Below are 21096 nucleotides of genomic sequence, written 5' to 3'. Positions count from 1 at the left end.
ATGGTAACTTTGTTTAAAAGAATAATTCATTATGAAAACTCCAGTAGCTAAAGCCTTGTTTAATAGTCACTCCTATCTAGAATATAGAAAATTAGTTTCCGATTTGTTGCTTGAAGGAAAATCAACAGGTAGCGAACAATCAGATGACTTAACCCATTACAGTGAGTTGAATGATACCCGAATGAATCGTCTTGATAAAACAATGATAATTACGGATGAAAACATCCAGCAACTAAAGAATTTAAGAGGAGAATATATTTGGTTAGTTATCTCTGAGGGATGGTGTGGCGATGCTGCGCAACTCTTACCGATTATAAACAAAATGGCTGTTGATTCTGGCAAAATAGAGTTAAAAATTGTTCTGCGGGATGAAAATGAGGAGTTGATGAAATTGTTTTTAACGAATAAAAAGAAATCAATTCCAATAGTTATTGTGGTCGATAAAGCAACGGGAGGTGTTCTTGGAAAATGGGGACCAAGACCCAAAGGTGCTACCGATTTAATCACAGATTATAAAAATGAGTTTGGCACCATTGATGAAACTGCAAAAGCTAATTTGCAATTATGGTATTTGCACAATAAGGGATTAAGTACTCAGGGTGAGTTGATTAACTTGATGCTTAGTTTGGATAAATAGTATAAAAAATATCCAAGACGACGCTATATTGAGGCTTAAAATGGTTTAAAACAGAGTGGCAATTGCGCATTTACGGAACAAAATATCGAAAAGTATTGATGCTGAAGTATTGATTTTATTAGAGTTTTTAGCCAAAACATATTTTTTCATTATTTTTAATGTTATATTAAAAAATATTTGTAACTTTCTGATTGCCAACCAAGTCTATTGTTAATTTGCTTTTTTTATTGGTGTTTCATTATTGTTTAACAACTTAAAAAACATCACTATGAAAAATCGATTTGAAAAGATTTATGACTATCTGTCACGATTCTTATTTGGAGGAAAGCCGTTCGCTCATTATTAAATTGCGGGCAAATGCTCATTAATGTATAAGAGCATGGAGTAAAATTACTTTAACATTAGAGAAAACACATCGCAAATTCATTTTACAATTGAATTCGTCATGTGTTTTTGCTTTTACAGCAATCAAATAAAAAATATATTGAGCTATTATTTTTTGATGGCAGATCGTACATTAGAAAATGTATCATTAAATTTACTATACATCCCCAGTTTATTCAGTATGAATTCCTAGAACAGTGAGCTTTTATAATATAGACTTAGCCCTGCTTTACCATTCAATCCATCAGTAAAGAAACAAGATACGTAACCGTTGCTATTCGCCTCCAGTTTACCTTTTAGCAGTATCGAAACTTCAAATTGCGAAAAAGCATTCAATAGAAATATTACTAGTCAATACCTAAAATTATTCTTTACTTTGGGTTAGACTTTCTTCAAATGCAAGAACATCCACACCATTTATTACATTATAATCGCCTATTTTGGTTCGGCGTAAAGCGGTTAAATGAGAACCGGATTGCATGGCTTTACCAAAATCAAAAGCAAGGGAACGAATGTAAGTCCCTTTACTGCAAACGACTCTAAAATCAATTTCAGGAAGTGCTATTCGATTAATCTCAAATTCGTGAATCGTTGTTTTTCTGCTCGCAATTTCAACGCTTTCTCCGGCTCTAGCATGCTCATACAAGCGAACGCCATCTTTCTTAATCGCCGAAAAAATAGGAGGTACTTGATCTATTTCGCCTAAAAATTGTTTCACAGTCTCCTGGATTAAGGCTTCGTTGATATGTGCAACGGGGAAAGTCTGATCGATTTCGGTTTCTAAATCATACGAAGGTGTCGTAGCTCCTATATAGAAAGTTCCCGTATACTCTTTGGCTTGACCTTGAAGCTCTGTAATTCTTTTGGTAAATTTTCCGGTGCATACTAATAATAATCCTGTTGCCAATGGATCTAACGTTCCTGCGTGGCCAATCTTAAATTTTTTTGGCAAACCTACTTTGTTTATCAAAGCATATTTAAGCTTGTTTACCGCTTGAAAAGAAGTAAAATGCAAAGGTTTGTCAATTAATAAAATTTGACCTTCTAGGTACTCATCAGCTGTTTTCAATAGAGATTATTTTAAATATATAAAGTAGATCAACAAAAAAGTCCCCACTATTATGCGGTACCAGCCCCATGGTTTGAAACCGTATTTTTTAATAATTTCGATAAAGAATTTTATAGCTATAATGGCAACAATAAAAGCAACTACGTTCCCTATCATGAACAATTTAATGTTTTCATTAGATTTTAAAATTAATTCGTAACCTTTAAGTTGAGATCTTTCGTAGGTTTTCAGGAATACGGAATAACAAGTAACAGCCATCATGGTAGGAACCGCTAAAAAGAAAGAGAATTCCGCCGCAGCATGACGGGTTAATCCTTGCTGCATGCCACCTATAATAGAAGCTGCTGAACGACTTGTTCCTGGCATCATGGCCAAACATTGCCAAAAACCAATGATTACTGCTTTTTTAACCGTGATATCTTCTTCTTTGCTGACGGTTGGATTTTGAAAGTAATTATCAATAAATAACAAAACAATTCCGCCCAAGATTAATACTATTGCAATAGGAATAGGATTGCCAAGAACGGCTTCAATTTTATCGTCGAATAATTTCCCTAAAACGAGAGCAGGAATGACAGCACAAATCAGTTTGATGTAAAAAGTAATCGCAACATTTTTTGTAGAGAAATCGAAAAATTTCTTCCAATACAGAGCAACTACGGCCAATATGGCTCCAAATTGGATAGAAACTTGAAACAGTTTCACAAAATCGTCCTCTTGAATTCCAAAATAAGAGCTTAAAAAAACCATGTGTGCCGTGGAGGAAACAGGAAGGTATTCTGTTAATCCTTCGATTATAGCAATTAAAAAGGCTTGTAATGTGTTCATTTATCCTTTTTTGGGATTCTTAAGAATGGCATAAACGGTAATGCCAAACCCGATTAAAACAGTTGTTGGCGCCAATCGAATTCTGCGAAAGTTAAAGATATCTTCATTAAAAACAGTCGGATCTTCACTTCCTCCGCCAGCCATGAGGATAAATCCCAAGGTAATTACTCCAATCCCAATTAAAAGAATTTTATAATTTATTTTGTCAAAAAGGAATTCGGGTTTTTGTTCGTTGTCTTTCATATATGCTGAATTTAGTTCAAAATTTTAAAATGCTGAATGATACTTTTTTTTTTAATCTTAGATTAATAAAGATCGTCTGTTCTTAAGTTCAAGAAACGTTGTGTAGCAAAGTAGGTACTTAACCAAGTAATCAATATTCCAATTCCTAAAACCGCTACTAACACTAATCCTATCAAAGCTTTGTCTTCTAATATTCCCAAATTTGGAAAGCTGGTTTCCACATAAATCAATACACCAATTAACGCTAAAACAGCCAGTCCTGCCCCAATCATCCCTAGTTTTATGCTGCGCATCACGAAAGGTTTTCTAATAAAAGATTTAGTAGCTCCTACCATTTGCATCGTTTTTATGATGAATCGGTTGGAATGAATCGATAATCGCAATGAACTATTGATAAGTAATACGGCAATCACAGCAAGAAAACCGCTGATTATTAAAATCCACATACTTACTTTTTTGATGTTGTCGTTGACTAGATTAACCAATTGTTTGTCATACACAATATCTGAGATCATGGTGTTTTTACGCAACCCAGTTTCAATTTTTGTAATACTATCTTTAATTACATAATCTCCTTTTAAGTGAATGTCATACGAGTTTTGCAGTGGATTTTCTCCCAGAAATGTCATGAAATCTTCACCTATAATATCGGTATGTTCCTTGGCAGCAGCTTCTTTAGTAACGTACTTGTAGTTTTTCACAAAAGAGCTTGATTTAAGTTCTGTGCCAAAATTTTTCATAATACTGTCATTCGCTTCATTTTTAAAAAAAACAGTCATGGCAATATTCTCTTTAAAATCGTTAGCCAATTTTTTAGAATTAATGATAAAAAGTCCCAATATTCCTAGTAGAAATAAAACTAAAAATACACTTAATACTACTGAAAAATAAGAGGAAATTAAACGGCGTTTTTGAAAATTATCAAAGGAAGAACTCATAGTTTACTGAAATTATTGGGTAAAAATAATAAAGAATTTCTTTATTTAAAGTTAATAACGCTCAAAGTTTTAACTTTCGTACAATAAACGTAAATTTGGCACCGTAAAATAATCCTTTTAGGAAAAAATTAAAGCAACTGATTTTGTCAGTTCCGCTAAACCAATAATAGGACTGGAGCATGCGATAACATGACGACATAAAACGATACAAAATAGAATGAAATACAATCCAAATGAAATTGATGCCAAATGGCAAAAATACTGGCAAGAAAACCAAACGTTCAAAGCCGAAAACAACGCTGATAAGCCTAAATATTACGTACTAGACATGTTTCCTTATCCATCTGGAGCGGGTTTACACGTAGGGCATCCGCTAGGGTATATTGCCTCTGATGTGTTTGCTAGGTACAAAAGACACCAAGGGTTTAATGTATTGCACCCTATGGGTTACGACAGTTTTGGGTTGCCTGCAGAGCAATACGCCATTCAAACCGGTCAGCGTCCTGAAGATACAACATCGGTAAATATTGACGGTGGAGTGGACAAAGAAGGAAACCAAATTGCAGGGTACCGTAAACAGTTGGATAAAATAGGATTCTCTTTTGATTGGAGTCGTGAAGTCCGTACTTCAAATCCTGATTATTACAAGCACACACAATGGATTTTTATCCAATTATTCAATTCTTGGTACAATAAAAATAGCGATAAAGCAGAGGATATTTCAACCCTAATTGCCTTATTTGAAAAAGAAGGTAATGCAACTGTGAATGCAGTTTGCGATGAAAATATAGATTCTTTTACTGCCAATGAATGGAACGCTTTCGCAAAAGATACTCAGGAGAAAATCCTCTTGCAATACCGATTGACGTATTTAGCGGAGACAGAAGTAAACTGGTGTCCGGGATTAGGAACGGTTTTGGCCAATGATGAAATTGTCAACGGAGTTTCAGAACGTGGCGGATTTACAGTAGTTCGCAAGAAAATGACCCAATGGAGCATGCGCATTTCGGCTTATGCGGAACGCTTGTTGCAAGGTTTAAATGATATCGACTGGAGCGAAAGTATAAAAGAAAGTCAAAGAAACTGGATTGGGAAAAGTGTAGGGGCATCAATTACATTTTATATCCTCCCCCCAGCCCCCTCCAAAGGAGTGGGAGTTGAGCCGGGTTATATGACAGGTGATTTTCAAAACGCAAAAAACCTATTGGCAAATGCCAAGGAAATGCGAAAAGAACCAACATTTGCTGAAACGATGTTGTGGGATGCTGTTCGAAATAAAAAATTAGATGGAAAATTTAGAAGACAACATTTAATTGGAAATTATATTGTCGATTTTGTTTGCTTAGAAAGTAGATTAGTTGTTGAAGTTGATGGAGATTATCACAATACACCTGAACAAATTGAACTTGACAACGCAAGAACTTTAGAACTAGAACAAAAATATCTTTTTAAAGTTATCCGATTTACGAATGAAGAAGTAAAAAATGATATTGATTCTGTTTTATCAAAAATTAAAACAGAATTAAATAGTAGGAAAACTTTAGGCACAATTAATCAGGGCTCAACTCCCTCACCTTCGGGGAGGGTTGGGGTGGGGATTTTCACAACGAGACCCGATACTATTTTTGGAGTTACGTTTATGACCTTGGCTCCGGAACACGAATTGGTTTCTCAAATCACCACTGCGGAACAAAAAGCAGAAGTGGATGCCTATATCGAAAAAACCTCAAAACGTTCTGAGCGAGAACGTATGGCCGATGTAAAAACAATTTCGGGAGTATTTACAGGAGCTTTTGCAGAACATCCGTTTACGAAAGAACCAATTCCAGTTTGGATTGGAGATTATGTTTTGGCAGGCTACGGAACAGGTGCGGTTATGGCGGTTCCTTGTGGCGACGAAAGAGATTATGCTTTTGCGAATTTCTTTAAAGGGCAAAACGGAATGCCAGCTATCAAAAATATCTTCCTCCCCAACCCCTCCAAAGGAGGGACTTTGGAAGTAAATAAACCAGAATCAGGCTCCCCTCCTTTGGAGGGGTTGGGGGAGGAAAGCGCTTTTACAGCCAAAGAAGGATTTCAATTAGTAGATTCTGATTTTTTAAATGGTTTAGATTATAAAAAAGGAACTCAAAAAGTAATTGAGGAACTAGAAAAAATAAACCAAGGAAAAGGGAAAATCAATTACCGTTTGCGTGATGCAGTTTTCTCTCGCCAGCGTTATTGGGGAGAGCCTTTCCCGGTGTATTATGTGAATGGCTTGCCGCAAATGATTGATGCGCAACATTTACCTATCATTTTACCCGAAGTAGAGAAATATTTACCAACCGAAGACGGTCTACCGCCTTTAGGAAACGCTGCAGTTTGGGCTTGGGACAGTGTAAATAATAAAGTGGTTTCAAACGAGCTTCTCTCCCCTCCTTCGGAGGGGTTGGGGGAGGAAACTATTTTTCCTCTTGAATTGAACACCATGCCAGGTTGGGCGGGAAGTTCATATTACTGGATGCGTTATATGGATGCGCACAACGAAACCGAATTTGCAAGCCAAGAAGCGCTAGCCTATTGGGAAAGTGTCGATTTATACATTGGCGGAAGCGAACATGCAACCGGCCACTTGTTGTACTCTCGTTTTTGGAACAAATTCCTAAAAGATAAAGGTTTTGCACCAACTGAAGAACCGTTCAAAAAATTGATCAATCAAGGGATGATTTTGGGAACGAGTGCGTTTGTGTATAGACTTGCAGTTACTAGTGTTACGGGGCAAAGTAGTTTGGATGTAATTGGAAATGTTAAGAATATTTATATTTCATATTTTTATATAAAAGAAATAAGTAAGTTTTTCGCAAATATTGATGATAGAGACCAAGTGTCTGTAGATGTTAAACCAGATGGATTTTACTATAATCATTATAAAATTGACAACAATATTTTTGATGGGTTAAGTAAAAATATATTTAAGAGCTTAAAATCGAATGTTGATTCTATTAGACTATACGAAGATTCTTTTGACAAATTACACGCTGATGTTTCGATGGTTAATTCATCTGATGAGCTAGATATTGAAAGATTCAAAAGTTGGAGAGAAGATTATGCTGATGCCGAATTTATCTTAGACGAAAACGGAAAATATATCGTTGGTCGCGAGGTTGAAAAAATGTCGAAATCCAAATACAATGTAGTTACTCCAGATGCTATTTGTAACGAGTACGGAGCCGATACCTTACGTTTGTATGAAATGTTCTTAGGGCCATTGGAACAAGCGAAACCTTGGAACACGGCAGGAATTTCGGGAGTTTTTGGTTTCTTGAAAAAATTATGGCGTTTGTATTTTGATGAAAATGGTTTGATTGTTACCGATGACGCACCAACGAAAGACAACTTAAAATCATTACACAAAACCATCAAGAAAGTAGCTGAGGATATTGAAGGATTCTCTTTCAACACTTCGGTTTCACAGTTTATGATTTGTGTGAATGAATTGTCTACTCAAAACTGTCATTCTCGTGCCATCTTAGAACCATTGGCAATTGTGATTTCGCCGTATGCACCACATATCGCTGAGGAATTATGGTCTTTGTTAGGGAATACAGGTTCTATTGCAACGGTGCCTTTCCCAGTTTTTGATCCAAAACATTTGGTAGAAAGTGATAAAGAATATCCAGTTTCATTCAACGGGAAAATGCGTTTTACCATGGTTTTACCTTTGGATTTAACCGCAGCACAAATCGAGGAAATTGTCATGAAAGACGAAAGAACAATCAAACAACTAGACGGTAAAACACCAAACAAGGTGATTATCGTTCCGGGGAAAATAATTAACTTAGTGGGATAGTAAAAGGAATCAATTTCAATGGCAATGACAATGTCAATGAAAATAATGAATAGAAGAATAAGTAAAAAATTCCAAACTCTAATGACAATATGTTATTTGGAGTTTGGAATTTTTTATTGCTATTGCTATTGAAATTGTTATTGCCATTGAATTCAGTCAATTAATTTTTTTATTAAAATTTTTATTTCTGTTGTAACATTTTAATAGTTCTCGTATCCAAAGGGCGGATCCGATTAATTATCAACTTAAAACTATTAAAAATGAAAAAGTATATCTTCGTAGTTACCGCACTATTATTTTCAGCATTATGTTTAAATGTATTTGGGCAGACAAAATCGTATCCGTTTGAAGTTATAAAAACAGGAAAAGGAAAACAAGCTATAATCTTCCTGCCTGGTTGTGCCAGTTCTGGAGACGTCTGGAATGAAACAAAATCTAATTTTGAAAAAGATTTTACTTGTTATACATTTACTATGGCAGGTTTTGCGGGAGTTAAACCACAGCCGAATGCTTCATTTACAAATTGGGAAACAGAGATTGTCAATTATATAAAAGCCTATAAAATTGAAAAACCAATTATAGTGGGTCATAGCATGGGTGGCGGACTTGCACTTGCAATAGCATCTGATTATCCAGAGCTGATAGATAAAATTGTTGTTGTCGATGCACTTCCTTGTTTGGCCGCTTTGAGAGATCCTTCTTTTAAATCACAAGAAAATAACGACTGCAGTCCAATGCTCAATCAGATAGGAGCTATGTCTGAAGATGAGTTTCACCAAATGCAAAAAAGAAATATGGCAATGCTGATGGCTAATCCTTCCAAGCAAGAGGAAGCAATAAGCTGGAGTATGAAATCTGACAGAAATACGTTTAGTCAAATGTATTGTGATTTTTCCAATACTGATTTGAGAGAGAAAATTGCGACTATAAAATGTCCTTCATTGATAGTATTAGAATTTGGTTTTTCTAATTTCAAAGAACCTATTGAAGCGCAGTATAAAAACTTGAAAACTGCAAGTTTTCAGTATTCAAACAAAGGCCTACACTTTATTATGTATGATGATGCAGTATGGTATTTGGCTCAGCTGAATAACTTTATAAAATCATAAAAATGGAGTTTGAAGAAGTATATAAAATCTATTGGCAAAAGATATTTCGTTTGTGTATGGGTTATGTAAATGATTATGACCTTGCGCAGGACCTTGCTCAGGAAACATTTATTATTGTTTGGCAAAAACAGGAAACATTTAGAAATGAATCCAGCATTGGGACTTGGATTTTCCGAATAGCATCGAATAATTGTCTGAGGCAGATCGAAAAAGAAAATCGGTTTTCAAAAGCAGAACTTCCTGTGAACATTACCGAGGAAAAGCACAAGTCATTGGAACCACAAATTCAGTTTTTGTACAAATGCATTGCCGAACTTCCGGAAACCGACCGTATTATTATCTCTCTCGAACTCGAAGAGGTAAAGCAGGCAGAAATATCCAAGATTGTCGGGCTTTCTGAAGCCAATATCAGAGTAAAAATTCATAGAATTAAAGAAAAACTGACACACAAATTTAAAGAAAATGGAGAATAATATAGACTTCAAAAATTTATGGAAACAGCAGGCTGTAAGTCCGCCAAATATAGAAGAATTGCTTGCTAAACTTAAACATTTCAAAAAAACTAGTTTGCGAAGATTAATACTTACAAATGCCATGTTGATTGCAACTTGCGTTTTAATACTTTTAATTTGGTATTACTACCAACCGCAATTTCTTTCAACCAAAATAGGAATTGTTTTGAACGTCGCCATAATGGCTATCTACTTATTTGTTTATAATAGATTGTTTGATGCGTACAAAGAATTGGACAATACAGATAGTAATGCTGCATATTTGCAAAAATTAATAGCAATTAAAACAAAGCAAAAGTTCTTACAGTCGAAAATGTTGAGTTACTATTTTATAGTTCTAGGATTAGGATTGTATTTATATATGTATGAATACACATCTATGATGACCATGTTCTGGGGGATTTTTGCTTATACAATTACATTATTTTGGGGTGGATTTGTTTGTTTTTACTTACGTCCCAGACAAATAGTTAAGGAAAATTTGAAAATAGATAATTTGATTGATAAATTTCAAAGAATTAATGATCAATTAGAGATAGAGGCGTAGCTTCACTGTGGAAAATTAATTTGTTGCCATATCTTGATAGATTTTTTATTTAACAAATGCCACATTGACATTTTTAAAAATTGGTTCAAATTTTGTTGTTAGTTTTATAACTTTATAAAAAATTAAAATAACAAGATATGTTAGGATTCAGTTTACCATCAATGATATTAATGGGCGGTATTATGCTAGCAAGTTGGTTAGTTAGCTCAAGATTAAAAAGCAAATTTGAACACTATTCAAAGTTGCATTTGCAGAATGGCATGTCAGGTGCTGAAATTGCCGAAAAGATGCTTGCGGATAACGGCATTCGTGATGTAAGAGTGATTTCAACTCCAGGAAGATTAACGGATCATTACAATCCATCAGATAAAACCGTAAACTTAAGTGAGGCGGTTTATAACCAACGAAATGCCGCAGCTGCTGCTGTTGCAGCTCACGAATGTGGTCACGCCGTACAACATGCAGTTGGCTATCAATGGCTTACGATGCGTTCGAAATTAGTTCCTGTCGTAAATGTGGCATCTAGTTATATGCAGTGGATTTTGCTTGGCGGAATTCTACTGTTAAATACTTTTCCGCAATTGTTATTGATTGGGATTATCATTTTTGCAGCTACTACTTTGTTTTCGATTGTGACTTTACCAGTCGAATATGATGCTAGTAATAGGGCTTTGGCTTGGTTAGAAAACAAAAGAATGCTTACGCCTCAAGAACAAGCTGGAGCCAAAGATTCTCTAAAATGGGCTGCCAGAACGTATGTTGTAGCAGCTTTAGGATCAATTGCAACGTTACTTTATTACATTTCAATTTATATGGGAGGAAGAAGAGACTAATTCTCTAACTTTTATATAATTACTTATCAAATTCAAATTCCGTTTTTAATGGAGTTTGGATTTTTTTTAAATTTTACTTTTCGCTTTTCTCAAAGTTGAATCTGTCGGTCAATTTGTTGGTCTAAGGAAATGAAAGTTTCTGTTCTAGATACGCCTTCAATCGCTTGAATTTTAGTGTTGAGTAAGTGCATTAAATGTTCGTTGTCGCGACAAATAATTTTGATTAGAATCGACCAGTTTCCGGTGGTGTAATGGCATTCTAAAACTTCAGGAATTTTTTTTAGATCACGAACTGCTTCGGCATTTCTAGCTGCTTTGTCTAAATATACGCCAACAAAGGCCATTGTATTGTAACCAAGTACTTTATTGTTTACCGTGAATTTTGATCCTGAAATAACACCCGATTGTTCTAGTTTTCGCAAACGCTGATGAATTGCCGCTCCCGAAATTCCTATTTTATTGGCGATCTGAAGAATAGGTTTTCGGGCATCTTCCATCAAGTCGCGTAAAATTTCTTTGTCAATACCGTCAATTTCTACGATTAAGGAATTTATTTTCATAAGTTATTATTGTAAACTAAAATATGGAATTTAGTTTGAATTGAAAATCAAATTTACAACAATAAGTAGTAGGAGCAATGTTAATTAAAGAAATGCACTAGATGATGTTTGGACATAAAAAAAGCCATTCGATTACGAATGGCTTTTATGTGTATAGTGTAAAAAATTATTTTCCTTTATTAGCCTCGGTAATATATTTTTCTAAAGCCATTGTCATAGATGGTGTTGCTGGTGTTGGAGCAAGAATGTCAACTCTTAAACCATGATCTAGTGCTTCTTTTTGTGTGGTGCTACCAAAAACAGCGATTCGTGTGTTGTTTTGTTCAAAGTCTGGAAAATTCATAAACAACGATTTTATTCCAGTTGGACTAAAGAAAGCCAAAACATCATAATAAACATCGGCTAGATCAGATAAATCACTCATAACGGTTTTGTAAAAAACGGCAGGAGTCCAGTCTACTTTTAATGCGTTTAGTGTGATTGGTGCATCGGCATTTAATTGATCCGAAGCGGGTAATAGAAATTTTTCGTCTTTGTATTTTTTAATTAGCGGAGATAAATCGGCAAAATCTTTTGGACCAACGTAGATTTTACGTTTTCTGTACACAACATATTTTTGTAAGTAAAAAGCAATAGCTTCGGATTGACAAAAATATTTTAAGCCTTCAGGTACCTTGTACCGCATTTCATCGGCTACTCTAAAAAAATGATCAACAGCATTTTTACTCGTTAAAATTATTGCGGTGTAATGATTAAGATCAATTTTTTGAAGTCGGATCTCTTTGGCATTAACTCCTTCTACGTGAATAAAAGGTCTGAAATCAATTTTTACTTTATGCTTTTGTTGAAGTTCAAAGTAAGGGGAATTTTCCACTTTAGGCTCGGGCTGTGACACCAAAATTGTTTTCACTTTCATATTTTAACTATTTCTAAGCAGTCCCTTTGGTAAACCAATAATACATAAAATAATAGGGTGCTATTTCAAGAGCGCAAAGATATAAAATAAAATAAAACAACTTACCGAATATTATATTTTGATAATTTTTAATTGAAATCAAATAGGTTAACACATTGAATATTATAACTATAGCAATCATCGCCAAAGGAATATTTATTGAAAATGAGTCGTAATAAAACAAAATAATATTCAAAGGAAGCATGAATAACCCAATATAAGTTCGGTATGTCACTTTTTGAAGACTGAATTGTTCTAAAAATTCTTCAATTTGAAACGATGTGGCAATTATTTTTTCAATTAAATGTTTAGCTAATATAAAAAAAGTTAAAAAAGTAACTATTTGAATATAGAGGACCCAATCGGTCTTCGAAGCATAACCAAAATAGCTGAGCGAAATCTGAATGAAGAAAGCAAATGAAATGACTTGAACAAAAAATAAAGCAATGGTAAAACTACTTCTTAGGTGGCTACTGTCACGGTAAACCTTGTTGTATTTGTTCGAAAAAATTAAATTGGCAAAGTCTCCAAATCTGTTTTCGAAAACCGATTTAGTGATAGCGATTATAGCAAACGCCAGAACAAAAAGCACAGTTGCCCAGTCTTTGTTCTCCGTTATTCTTGGTAGAAGTAGATTTTCGATCATAACGCAACAAAATTAGTAATTTTTATATCATTCTTTTTATTATAATTTTATTAAGGAACAAATGGCATAAAAAGTTTACTTTTGCGTTGAAATTAGTCAAAAAAGATGAATGATTGTATTGTTATAATTCCTACCTATAACGAAATTGAAAATATAGAAAGCATTATTCGGTCCGTGTTTTCGCAGCATAAATCCTTTCATATTCTTATTATTGATGATAATTCACCGGATCACACTGCTGACAAGGTAGTTTTACTTCAATCTGAATTTGCTGGGAAATTGTTTTTAGAAAAAAGAACCAAAAAATCGGGTTTGGGAACAGCTTATGTTCATGGATTTAAATGGGCATTAGCGCGTAAATATGATTTCATTTTTGAAATGGATGCCGACTTCTCTCACAATCCAAATGATTTAGAAAAATTATACAATGCCTGTCACTTAGGCGATGCGGATTTAGCTGTTGGATCTCGGTATGTTACAGGAGTAAATGTGGTCAATTGGCCATTGAGTCGTGTTTTATTGTCATATTTTGCATCAGTATATGTAAAATTCATCACCGGTATGAAGATACACGATGCCACAGCAGGATTTATTTGTTACAAACGAAAAGTATTGGAGGAAATCAATTTAGATACAATACGATTTGTGGGTTATGCGTTTCAAATTGAAATGAAATACAGAACCTATTGCAAAAAATTTCAAATTGTTGAGGTACCCATTATTTTTACTGACAGAACAAAAGGGCAGTCCAAAATGAGTAATTCTATAATTGTTGAAGCTGTTTTTGGAGTAATTGCACTTAGATTAAAAAGATTAGTCAACACATTATAAGAAAAAGATAAGATGAACAGGATTTTAATTAAGAATGCCAAAATTGTAAATGAAGGAGTCATTTTTGAAGGCGATGTATTAATTGAAAATGACTTAATTGTTGAGATTGCAGACAGTATTAGTGCAAAATCCTCTCAATGCAAAATTATTGATGCCGAAGGGAATTATTTGATTCCTGGAGCTATTGATGATCAAGTGCATTTTAGAGAACCTGGACTTACGCACAAAGGCGATATAGAATCAGAATCGAAAGCAGCAATTGCTGGAGGAATTACTTCTTTTATTGAGCAACCCAACACAATCCCGAATGCGGTTACCCAAGAAATATTAGAACAAAAATACGAGCTGGCCTCGCAAAAATCATATGCGAATTATTCCTTTATGATGGGGGCGACTAATGACAATTTAGAGGAAGTTTTAAAAACAAATCCAAAGAATGTTGCCGGAATAAAAATATTTTTAGGTTCCTCAACAGGAAATATGTTGGTGGATAATGAAGTCACTTTAGAGAAAATATTCTCTAGTACACCCTTATTAATTGCGGTGCATTGTGAGGACGAAACGACCATCCAAAAAAATTTAGAAAAATACAAAGCAGAGTTTGGAGAAGATATTCCCGTTACAGCGCACCATCTAATCCGAAGTGAAGAGGCCTGTTATATTTCCTCTTCAAAAGCGATAGCACTGGCCAAGAAAACAGGAGCACGCTTGCATGTTTTTCATCTTTCGACTGCCAAAGAAATGGATTTGTTTACCAACAAAATTCCATTAGAAGATAAAAAAATTACCGCCGAAGTTTGTATTCACCATCTTTGGTTTACCAATGATGATTATGCTACTAAAGGCAATTTGATTAAATGGAATCCAGCTGTAAAAACAGCCCATGATAGAAAAGTGTTGTGGGAAGCTTTGCTAGACGATCGAATTGATGTTATTGCTACAGATCATGCGCCGCACACTTTAGAAGAAAAAAATCAGTCTTACTTAAAAGCACCGTCTGGAGGTCCATTAGTGCAGCACGCCGTTGTGGCTATGTTTGAAGCACATTATGAAGGAAAAATTAGCGTAGAGAAAATAGTGGAAAAAATGTGCCATAATCCGGCTAAAATTTTCAAAATAGAAAAGCGAGGTTTTATTAGAGAAGGCTATTACGCAGATTTAGTTATCGTAAATGCAGGTTTGCCTTGGAGCGTAAAAAAAGAAAATATTATTGCTAAATGTGGTTGGTCTCCATTTGAAGGATATACTTTTAAATCTAGAATTACCCATACCTTTGTAAACGGAGAATTGGTTTATACTGCTTTTAAAGTAAAAGATATTCGTGCAGGGAAACGTTTGCTATTTGAAAGATAAAATTTCATAAATGAGAAAAATCATATTATTTTTAGCGATTGCAATAGTATTTGTCAGCTGTAAAGAGGAAGTTGTACCTAAGCCAGATCGATTGATTGCACAAGATGTTATGGTCGATATTATGTATGATTTGACTGTTTTAGAAGCTATAAAAAATCAAAATCCAGCTTCCTTGGATACTTTTAAAATAAATTCTAGAGCGTATATCTTTAAGAAATATAAAATTGACAGTATTCAATATGCCAAAAGCAATATTTATTACGCTTCTGATTACGACGAGTATAAGAGCATGTTTGAGCAAATTAGTAAGCGATTAGAAGTCAAGACTCAAAGTGTAGATTCCTTGATTAAAAAACAAAAAAAGAAAAAATCGGTTAAAAAGGTGCAGCAAAAATCAAGTATAGACAGTGATACTCCAAAAGTATATTAAGTTATAAATGGGTTATTTCTTTGATGTACTTGTGAATGTTTATAAAATCGGTATTTAATGCCTCTTTAATTTTTTGATTGGAATACAGAGTATTGGTATAGGAGGCTTTGGCTGAAGTTTGAGTCAATTTTCTCTCCTGTTGAAACACATTCGAAACAAACCAATCCAATCTCCAGAGGATTTCCATAAAAAAGGGCTTAGCATGAATTGTAGGCTTTTTAACCCCCAATCCATCAGCCATAGCATTCAGAATATCACGAAAGACACTGTTTTCTGAAATTAAAGTGAAGCGTTCATTTTTTATTTCGCTTTGCATTAACTGAACTGCAATACGCACTACATCTATAACAGCAACAAATCCTGTTGCACCTAGCGTATAAAATTGTAAGCCGTTTTTAACTTTTGTCAAAAGTTGGCCACTTCCTTTTTCCCAATCCGTATGCGCAAGTATAGGACCAATAATAACACCGGGATTGATGATAATTACGGTTAGACCTTCTTGTTGTCCGCGCCACACTTCCATTTCGGCACCATATTTAGAAATAGCATAATCATTATGCGGAAGTTCTGGATTCCATTCCGTTTCCTCAGTGATGAATTTTTCATGAGGCGGTAAATCACCCAAAGTAGCAATAGAACTGACAAAGCATAATTTTTGTATTCCAAAAGCGAGACAAAAGTTTACAATATTCGCTGTGCCTTCAATATTTGTTTTTCGCAAACGTTCTTCTTCTTTTGGATCAAAAGAAATCAAAGCGGCGCAATGGTAGACCATATTAATATTTTGAAAAGCAATTTCTAAGGAGGGAACATCTGTAATATCTGCACAAATCCATTCGATTTGTTCCAAAAGAGCTTCCTTTTTATACAAGTTAAATAAAGCTTTCGTTTTTTCTAGCGAAGGTGTAGATCGATAAATAGCGCGCACTTTTTTGTTTCCCATACTTTGGGATTCAATCAAATGAAGCAATAAATGTGCGCCGACTAAACCAGTTCCTCCTGTGACTAATATCATATTTACAAAGGTAATGAAATCAATTTCAATGGCAATAGCAATAACAATTTCGATCGGATGACATTTTCAATCACAACTTCAATTTAGTACTTTAAAATTAATTTTTTTACAAAAATTGTTATTGTAATTGAAATTGATTTTTGCCATTGATATTATTATCTTTGTGAAAATTGATTACAAAGATGAAGAATTTTATTGAAGAAGTGACTTGGAGAGGAATGCTCCACGATGTAATGCCCGGCACAGAAGAACATTTGATGGAACAAATGCGTGTGGCGTATGTGGGAATTGATCCAACTGCCGATTCATTGCATATAGGACATTTAGTGGGTGTGATGTTGTTGAAGCATTTTCAAATATCGGGACATAAACCATTAGCGTTAGTGGGTGGTGCAACAGGAATGATTGGTGATCCATCAGGAAAATCGAATGAAAGAAATCTATTAGACGAAGCAACATTACGTCACAATCAGGAAGCTATAAAAGGACAATTGGCTCGTTTTCTTGATTTTACTTCTGATGCGGCTAATGCGGCTGAATTAGTAAATAATTACGACTGGATGAAGAACTTTTCTTTTTTGGATTTCATTCGGGATATTGGAAAACACATTACGGTAAATTATATGATGTCCAAGGATTCAGTAAAGAAACGCTTGTCTTCCGAAGCTGCCGAAGGAATGTCATTTACAGAGTTCACCTATCAATTGGTTCAAGGATATGACTTTTTACATTTGTACAAAAATAAAAATTGTACGTTGCAAATGGGCGGAAGTGATCAGTGGGGAAATATAACCACCGGAACTGAATTAGTCCGAAGAATCGCTAGTGGAAAAGCGTATGCCTTGACTTGTCCGTTGATTACAAAAGCAGATGGAACTAAGTTTGGAAAATCCGAAGGCGGAAATATTTGGTTGGATGCCGCGAGAACTTCACCATATAAATTTTACCAATATTGGCTGAATACCTCAGATATTGATGCGGAGAAATACATTAAGATTTTTACATTCTTATCAAAAGAAGAAATCGAGATTCTAACCGAAAAACATATAGAAGCACCACATTTACGATTGCTACAAAAACGTTTGGCCGAAGAAATTACGGTGATGGTTCATTCAACAGAAGATTTAGAAAATGCAATAAAAGCATCGAATATTTTGTTCGGAAATTCTACTTCGGATGATTTGAAACAATTAGACGAAGCCACTTTCTTAGAGGTTTTTGATGGTGTTCCCCAAGCTGAAATCAGCAGAAATGAAATCGAAACTGGAATTAATATTGTAGATATTTTAAACGAGAAAACAGGATTTTTTAAGTCCAATGGCGAAGCAAGACGTGCATTAACAGCCAATTCTATTTCAGTAAACAAAGAAAAAGTTACCGAGGATTTTTTGCTTTCGACCAAAGATTTAATCAACCATCAGTTTGTATTGTTGCAAAGTGGTAAGAAAAATTATTTTGTGATACGGATTAAATAATTTTCTAACTTTACTAAAATAACTAAAGCTATGGATACTCAATTTTTGACTGACGAAAAAGGGAATAGAACAGCCGTTTTGTTGCCTATCAAAAAATATAACAAATTGATTGAAAAGTTGGAAGATTTAGAAGATGTGCGTCTTTATGATGAAGCCAAAAGAGAGGATGATGGTTGTCGTATTTCGATAGATGAGGCTTTTAGAATTATTGAAGAAAAGCGTAAACAAGCTAAATAATGGCTTACGCGATTGAGTTTAGAAATAGAGTTCTGAAAGCTTTACTAAAAATTAATGAGCCTCATTATTCTGCTATCAAAAAGCAAATTTATGATTTAGCAGATGAACCTCGCCCAAAAGGCTATAGAAAATTGAAAGGTAGAAAGGGATATAGAATTCGTGTTGGTGATTATAGAGTAATTTATGAAATAATTGATGAGATTCTATTAATTGATGTGATTGATTTAGGGCACAGAAAAGATATTTATGAATGATGATTTTTTTTAAGTTTGTTAATCCATAAAACAAATTACTTTAAACTTCTACAAGGGTCATCAAATTGCAACCTCGGATATATGAATTGTCAAAACGTCCCAATTATTCTTCGGAGTTGTTGGGATTTTTGTTTCATATTAGTCTTTAAAATTGATTTCTACTTTATTAGTGTATACCCATCCTGTAGCGATTGTGGGGTCATCCAGTATGATTTTTAAATCTTCGGGGAGCAGAGAAGAGGTTAATTCTTCTTTGTTGAAATATAAAAACAAGTCAAGATAATGTTTTGTGTTGTGATCTAAAAAATATTCATTGTCTTCAAATTTTTGATACCTGTTTTTATCCCAAGACAATGTTGCAGAAAAGGTTTTGGTTTCATTGGCTTGAAACTTAACAATACTTTCTATGATTTTTTTACTGGTTTTAATTTCTAATTCTTTTTGCTTCTTCAGTAAATAATCAGCTAAACCTTTACGATTATTTTCTAGGTTCTGCATCATTTTTTTAAGAATAGAATCACTTTTTTTAGAATCGAATACAGAATTCGTTTCTATCATGTTTTTTTCTTGAAACAGCCGGTAGGAGGGAATCCAAGACGAACTGTTGTACATGTTAGATCGTAAATCATTAGTATTTAAAACTAATGAAATAAGACTTTTTGTTTTGTTTTTGATGTGGTAATGTACCGTAAATATTCGTTCGCTAGTAGATGGATCTTTGTAAGTTATAGAGTCTATTTGAACTTCTATATCGGTGTTTTGCCCATTGCTAAATAAGCACGTGAATAAAAAAAGTATCAAAAAAAAAGTACGCATGTTCCCAATAATTAATAAGATTACAAAACCATCAAATTACAACCTCGAATATCCGAATTATCAAAACGTCCCAATACCTCAAAAGAGTTGTTGGGATTTTTTTTACCCAAATCCTGCGTAGCAATAAAGGAGCAGGAATTGATATTAGCTAAATCGATCACGTTGATTCCGCCTGTTTTTCCATCAGGAATATAGGTCAAAGCATCTTCAGTGTCACGAACGAGGATTTGCATCCAAGATGGGCACTCAAATACGCCATTTCCTAAAGAATAGGCTTGCGATAGTAATTCGGTCATACCATATTCAGAATGGATGTTTGAAACGCCAAAACCTTTACACAATTGTTCGTGTAGTTCCTCCCGAATCATTTCTTTACGCCTACCTTTCATACCACCGGTTTCCATAATTATGGTATGTTGCAATTGAAACTTGCGTTTTTCTATTAAATCCAATAAAGCAAAAGTAACTCCAATCAGAATAACGTTTTGACCAACTTGGTCTAAAGCAAGTAACTTTTCAATTAATTCGTCGTGATTGTTGAGGTAAAAACCACTTTCGGGATGATTGGAAAGCTCAATTAAATCCTTCACCATGTAAATTAACGAAGAGCCTTCCCGTTCCAGATAGGAGGGAAGCAACGCTAAAACAACATAATCTTCAATATTTCCATAAAATTCTGAAAATCCTTTGCGGTAGCTTTCCTCATATAACGTAACATCAGTAACTAGATGTTTGCTGGTTATCATTCCGGTCGTTCCGCTGCTGGTAAAGGTTTCTTGAATAGCATCACTAGTGGAAACCACTTTGTGGCTCTTAAAAAACTGTATGGGCAAAAACGGAATCTGTTGTAATGATTTTACTTTTTGAGGATCTGTTTTTAAAAAATCACAAAATTCTTGATAGACCAAGTTGTTTTCATATTGGAAACGAAAGACTTTCAAGGCGATTTTCTCAAACTGTTTTTGACTGGAAATGGCAAATATATCAGAGGTTGTAATCAAGAATTTTTTTTGCAAAAGTAATCAAATTTTTTAACGGAAACCCATTAGCAAAACAGCAATAGTGTGTTTTTTTGGAATCCATTCCATTAGAATTATGCGTAAAAAAAGCCCCAATAGAAAATTGGAGCTTAGTATTTAAATGAGGAAATATTACCTGATAATTAGTTTTCTAGTAGCTGAAGCGTCTTTTTCATTTATTTTAATGATGTAAACACCAGACGTTAAGTTGGAAACATTAAGTTCTCTAGAGTTGAGCATTGTTTGCATCACTTTTTTTCCTAAAACATCAAAGATAATAATTTCTTTATCCAAATCGTTTTTTGTAGTGATGTATACTTTACCATTACTCACAGGGTTCGGGTACAAGCTTAAACCCTCGATTGCGGCGGTTTCTTGCGTTTTTGGTTGTTGCTTATTATCTTGAGCACTTGCGCTTAAGGTGAATAAAAAAACCAATAAAATGATACTATAAAAGTAGTTTTTTGCCATCAGATTTATTTGAAAAGTAAATATACAAAAAATATTTCAAAAAGCATACCAAAAAAAACGCTTCTCTTTTTATGGAGAAGCGTTGCTTTTATAACAATATAGTTC

23 protein-coding genes are annotated in these 21096 nt (G+C 34.3%); 12 read left to right on the top strand and 11 right to left on the bottom strand.

Annotated elements, in window-relative coordinates; genetic code table 11:
- Positions 1-31: 31 nt before the first annotated feature.
- A complete protein-coding gene (locus tag ACNQGB_RS01925) occupies positions 32-637 on the top strand; it encodes a thioredoxin family protein (protein ID WP_417946985.1) in 606 nt (201 codons plus the stop codon).
- A gap of 748 nt (positions 638-1385) precedes the next feature.
- Here the strand turns inward: ACNQGB_RS01925 and truB are convergent.
- The 4 genes from truB to ACNQGB_RS01905 form a co-directional block, all read right to left on the bottom strand.
- Positions 1386-2090 (bottom strand): tRNA pseudouridine(55) synthase TruB, encoded by a 705-nt coding sequence (truB, locus tag ACNQGB_RS01920; protein WP_472777053.1) that lies wholly within the window; start codon positions 2088-2090, stop codon positions 1386-1388.
- Between the two features lie 6 nt (positions 2091-2096).
- Positions 2097-2918 carry an undecaprenyl-diphosphate phosphatase gene (locus ACNQGB_RS01915; RefSeq protein WP_417947695.1) on the bottom strand — a complete coding sequence of 274 codons (822 nt, stop codon included), beginning with the start codon at positions 2916-2918 and terminating at the stop codon, positions 2097-2099.
- Positions 2919-3161, bottom strand: a complete 243-nt coding sequence (locus ACNQGB_RS01910; protein WP_417947696.1) for a DUF3098 domain-containing protein — start codon at positions 3159-3161, stop codon at positions 2919-2921.
- Positions 3162-3223: 62 nt separating this feature from the next.
- A complete protein-coding gene (locus tag ACNQGB_RS01905; protein ID WP_417947697.1) occupies positions 3224-4099 on the bottom strand; it encodes a cell division protein FtsX in 876 nt (291 codons plus the stop codon).
- A 217-nt stretch (positions 4100-4316) separates the two neighbouring features.
- On the opposite strand from ACNQGB_RS01905, the gene ACNQGB_RS01900 reads away from it, so the two are divergent.
- From ACNQGB_RS01900 to ACNQGB_RS01880, 5 genes are all read left to right on the top strand, one after another.
- Positions 4317-7928: a leucine--tRNA ligase gene (locus ACNQGB_RS01900; protein ID WP_417945403.1), complete on the top strand. Its 3612-nt coding sequence runs from the start codon at positions 4317-4319 to the stop codon at positions 7926-7928.
- 260 nt (positions 7929-8188) lie between these two features.
- Positions 8189-9037 carry an alpha/beta fold hydrolase gene (locus ACNQGB_RS01895; protein WP_417945405.1) on the top strand — a complete coding sequence of 283 codons (849 nt, stop codon included), beginning with the start codon at positions 8189-8191 and terminating at the stop codon, positions 9035-9037.
- 2 nt (positions 9038-9039) lie between these two features.
- The gene (locus ACNQGB_RS01890; RefSeq protein WP_417945407.1) at positions 9040-9510 is read left to right on the top strand and encodes an RNA polymerase sigma factor; all 471 of its coding nucleotides are present in this window, start codon (positions 9040-9042) and stop codon (positions 9508-9510) included.
- Complete coding sequence (locus ACNQGB_RS01885) at positions 9500-10096, top strand: DUF485 domain-containing protein (protein WP_417945409.1); 597 nt, start codon at positions 9500-9502, stop codon at positions 10094-10096. The genes ACNQGB_RS01890 and ACNQGB_RS01885 overlap by 11 nt, the downstream gene beginning before the upstream one ends.
- Before the next feature lie 137 nt (positions 10097-10233).
- A complete protein-coding gene (locus ACNQGB_RS01880) occupies positions 10234-10929 on the top strand; it encodes a zinc metallopeptidase (RefSeq protein WP_417945410.1) in 696 nt (231 codons plus the stop codon).
- An 89-nt stretch (positions 10930-11018) separates the two neighbouring features.
- On the opposite strand, the gene ACNQGB_RS01875 is transcribed toward ACNQGB_RS01880, so the two are convergent.
- From ACNQGB_RS01875 to ACNQGB_RS01865, 3 genes are all read right to left on the bottom strand, one after another.
- Positions 11019-11489, bottom strand: coding sequence for an Lrp/AsnC family transcriptional regulator (locus tag ACNQGB_RS01875; protein ID WP_309756523.1), 471 nt, complete (start codon positions 11487-11489; stop codon positions 11019-11021).
- A 166-nt stretch (positions 11490-11655) separates the two neighbouring features.
- A complete protein-coding gene (locus tag ACNQGB_RS01870; RefSeq protein WP_086453847.1) occupies positions 11656-12405 on the bottom strand; it encodes a uroporphyrinogen-III synthase in 750 nt (249 codons plus the stop codon).
- A 13-nt stretch (positions 12406-12418) separates the two neighbouring features.
- The gene (locus tag ACNQGB_RS01865; protein ID WP_417945413.1) at positions 12419-13090 is read right to left on the bottom strand and encodes a DUF4271 domain-containing protein; all 672 of its coding nucleotides are present in this window, start codon (positions 13088-13090) and stop codon (positions 12419-12421) included.
- A gap of 105 nt (positions 13091-13195) precedes the next feature.
- Here ACNQGB_RS01865 and ACNQGB_RS01860 point away from each other — a divergent pair, with 105 nt between their 5' ends.
- The 3 genes from ACNQGB_RS01860 to ACNQGB_RS01850 are packed head-to-tail and all read left to right on the top strand — an operon-like array spanning position 13196 to position 15704.
- A complete protein-coding gene (locus ACNQGB_RS01860) occupies positions 13196-13921 on the top strand; it encodes a polyprenol monophosphomannose synthase (protein WP_417945415.1) in 726 nt (241 codons plus the stop codon).
- A gap of 12 nt (positions 13922-13933) precedes the next feature.
- Positions 13934-15274 (top strand): dihydroorotase, encoded by a 1341-nt coding sequence (locus tag ACNQGB_RS01855; protein ID WP_417945417.1) that lies wholly within the window; start codon positions 13934-13936, stop codon positions 15272-15274.
- Positions 15275-15284: 10 nt separating this feature from the next.
- Positions 15285-15704 carry a DUF4296 domain-containing protein gene (locus ACNQGB_RS01850; RefSeq protein ID WP_417945419.1) on the top strand — a complete coding sequence of 140 codons (420 nt, stop codon included), beginning with the start codon at positions 15285-15287 and terminating at the stop codon, positions 15702-15704.
- Between the two features lies 1 nt (position 15705).
- On the opposite strand, the gene ACNQGB_RS01845 is transcribed toward ACNQGB_RS01850, so the two are convergent.
- A complete protein-coding gene (locus ACNQGB_RS01845) occupies positions 15706-16719 on the bottom strand; it encodes an NAD-dependent epimerase/dehydratase family protein (RefSeq protein WP_417945420.1) in 1014 nt (337 codons plus the stop codon).
- A 182-nt stretch (positions 16720-16901) separates the two neighbouring features.
- Between ACNQGB_RS01845 and tyrS the strand changes: the two genes are divergently transcribed.
- From tyrS to ACNQGB_RS01830, 3 genes are read left to right on the top strand one after another with little or no spacing between them, the layout of a single operon-like run.
- Positions 16902-18194: a tyrosine--tRNA ligase gene (gene tyrS, locus ACNQGB_RS01840; protein WP_417945421.1), complete on the top strand. Its 1293-nt coding sequence runs from the start codon at positions 16902-16904 to the stop codon at positions 18192-18194.
- 30 nt (positions 18195-18224) lie between these two features.
- Positions 18225-18431, top strand: coding sequence for a hypothetical protein (locus ACNQGB_RS01835; protein ID WP_417945423.1), 207 nt, complete (start codon positions 18225-18227; stop codon positions 18429-18431).
- Positions 18431-18685, top strand: a complete 255-nt coding sequence (locus tag ACNQGB_RS01830; protein ID WP_417945425.1) for a type II toxin-antitoxin system RelE family toxin — start codon at positions 18431-18433, stop codon at positions 18683-18685. Before ACNQGB_RS01835 ends, ACNQGB_RS01830 begins: the two co-directional genes overlap by 1 nt.
- 138 nt (positions 18686-18823) lie before the next feature.
- On the opposite strand, the gene ACNQGB_RS01825 is transcribed toward ACNQGB_RS01830, so the two are convergent.
- The 3 genes from ACNQGB_RS01825 to ACNQGB_RS01815 form a co-directional block, all read right to left on the bottom strand.
- Complete coding sequence (locus ACNQGB_RS01825) at positions 18824-19501, bottom strand: hypothetical protein (RefSeq protein ID WP_417945426.1); 678 nt, start codon at positions 19499-19501, stop codon at positions 18824-18826.
- A gap of 20 nt (positions 19502-19521) precedes the next feature.
- Positions 19522-20502 carry a LuxE/PaaK family acyltransferase gene (locus ACNQGB_RS01820; RefSeq protein WP_417945465.1) on the bottom strand — a complete coding sequence of 327 codons (981 nt, stop codon included), beginning with the start codon at positions 20500-20502 and terminating at the stop codon, positions 19522-19524.
- 150 nt (positions 20503-20652) lie between these two features.
- Positions 20653-20991, bottom strand: coding sequence for a T9SS type A sorting domain-containing protein (locus ACNQGB_RS01815; RefSeq protein WP_417945428.1), 339 nt, complete (start codon positions 20989-20991; stop codon positions 20653-20655).
- Positions 20992-21096: the final 105 nt, after the last annotated feature.

It is taken from the genome of Flavobacterium frigidum (assembly GCF_048286795.2).
The sequence above is the reverse complement of the archived record's forward strand: the minus strand, read 5'-3'. Positions and strand labels throughout refer to the sequence as shown.

What these genes read in the sequence shown, in the direction of transcription:
- ACNQGB_RS01925 (WP_417946985.1), top strand. Translation starts at nt 32, where the DNA reads ATGAAAACTCCAGTAGCTAAAGCCTTGTTTAATAGTCACTCCTATCTA.
- ACNQGB_RS01915 (WP_417947695.1), bottom strand. Translation starts at nt 2,918, where the DNA reads ATGAACACATTACAAGCCTTTTTAATTGCTATAATCGAAGGATTAACA.
- ACNQGB_RS01910 (WP_417947696.1), bottom strand. Translation starts at nt 3,161, where the DNA reads ATGAAAGACAACGAACAAAAACCCGAATTCCTTTTTGACAAAATAAAT.
- ACNQGB_RS01905 (WP_417947697.1), bottom strand. Translation starts at nt 4,099, where the DNA reads ATGAGTTCTTCCTTTGATAATTTTCAAAAACGCCGTTTAATTTCCTCT.
- ACNQGB_RS01900 (WP_417945403.1), top strand. Translation starts at nt 4,317, where the DNA reads ATGAAATACAATCCAAATGAAATTGATGCCAAATGGCAAAAATACTGG.
- ACNQGB_RS01895 (WP_417945405.1), top strand. Translation starts at nt 8,189, where the DNA reads ATGAAAAAGTATATCTTCGTAGTTACCGCACTATTATTTTCAGCATTA.
- ACNQGB_RS01890 (WP_417945407.1), top strand. Translation starts at nt 9,040, where the DNA reads ATGGAGTTTGAAGAAGTATATAAAATCTATTGGCAAAAGATATTTCGT.
- ACNQGB_RS01885 (WP_417945409.1), top strand. Translation starts at nt 9,500, where the DNA reads ATGGAGAATAATATAGACTTCAAAAATTTATGGAAACAGCAGGCTGTA.
- ACNQGB_RS01880 (WP_417945410.1), top strand. Translation starts at nt 10,234, where the DNA reads ATGTTAGGATTCAGTTTACCATCAATGATATTAATGGGCGGTATTATG.
- ACNQGB_RS01875 (WP_309756523.1), bottom strand. Translation starts at nt 11,489, where the DNA reads ATGAAAATAAATTCCTTAATCGTAGAAATTGACGGTATTGACAAAGAA.
- ACNQGB_RS01870 (WP_086453847.1), bottom strand. Translation starts at nt 12,405, where the DNA reads ATGAAAGTGAAAACAATTTTGGTGTCACAGCCCGAGCCTAAAGTGGAA.
- ACNQGB_RS01865 (WP_417945413.1), bottom strand. Translation starts at nt 13,090, where the DNA reads ATGATCGAAAATCTACTTCTACCAAGAATAACGGAGAACAAAGACTGG.
- ACNQGB_RS01860 (WP_417945415.1), top strand. Translation starts at nt 13,196, where the DNA reads ATGAATGATTGTATTGTTATAATTCCTACCTATAACGAAATTGAAAAT.
- ACNQGB_RS01855 (WP_417945417.1), top strand. Translation starts at nt 13,934, where the DNA reads ATGAACAGGATTTTAATTAAGAATGCCAAAATTGTAAATGAAGGAGTC.
- ACNQGB_RS01850 (WP_417945419.1), top strand. Translation starts at nt 15,285, where the DNA reads ATGAGAAAAATCATATTATTTTTAGCGATTGCAATAGTATTTGTCAGC.
- ACNQGB_RS01845 (WP_417945420.1), bottom strand. Translation starts at nt 16,719, where the DNA reads ATGATATTAGTCACAGGAGGAACTGGTTTAGTCGGCGCACATTTATTG.
- tyrS (WP_417945421.1), top strand. Translation starts at nt 16,902, where the DNA reads ATGAAGAATTTTATTGAAGAAGTGACTTGGAGAGGAATGCTCCACGAT.
- ACNQGB_RS01835 (WP_417945423.1), top strand. Translation starts at nt 18,225, where the DNA reads ATGGATACTCAATTTTTGACTGACGAAAAAGGGAATAGAACAGCCGTT.
- ACNQGB_RS01830 (WP_417945425.1), top strand. Translation starts at nt 18,431, where the DNA reads ATGGCTTACGCGATTGAGTTTAGAAATAGAGTTCTGAAAGCTTTACTA.
- ACNQGB_RS01825 (WP_417945426.1), bottom strand. Translation starts at nt 19,501, where the DNA reads ATGCGTACTTTTTTTTTGATACTTTTTTTATTCACGTGCTTATTTAGC.
- ACNQGB_RS01815 (WP_417945428.1), bottom strand. Translation starts at nt 20,991, where the DNA reads ATGGCAAAAAACTACTTTTATAGTATCATTTTATTGGTTTTTTTATTC.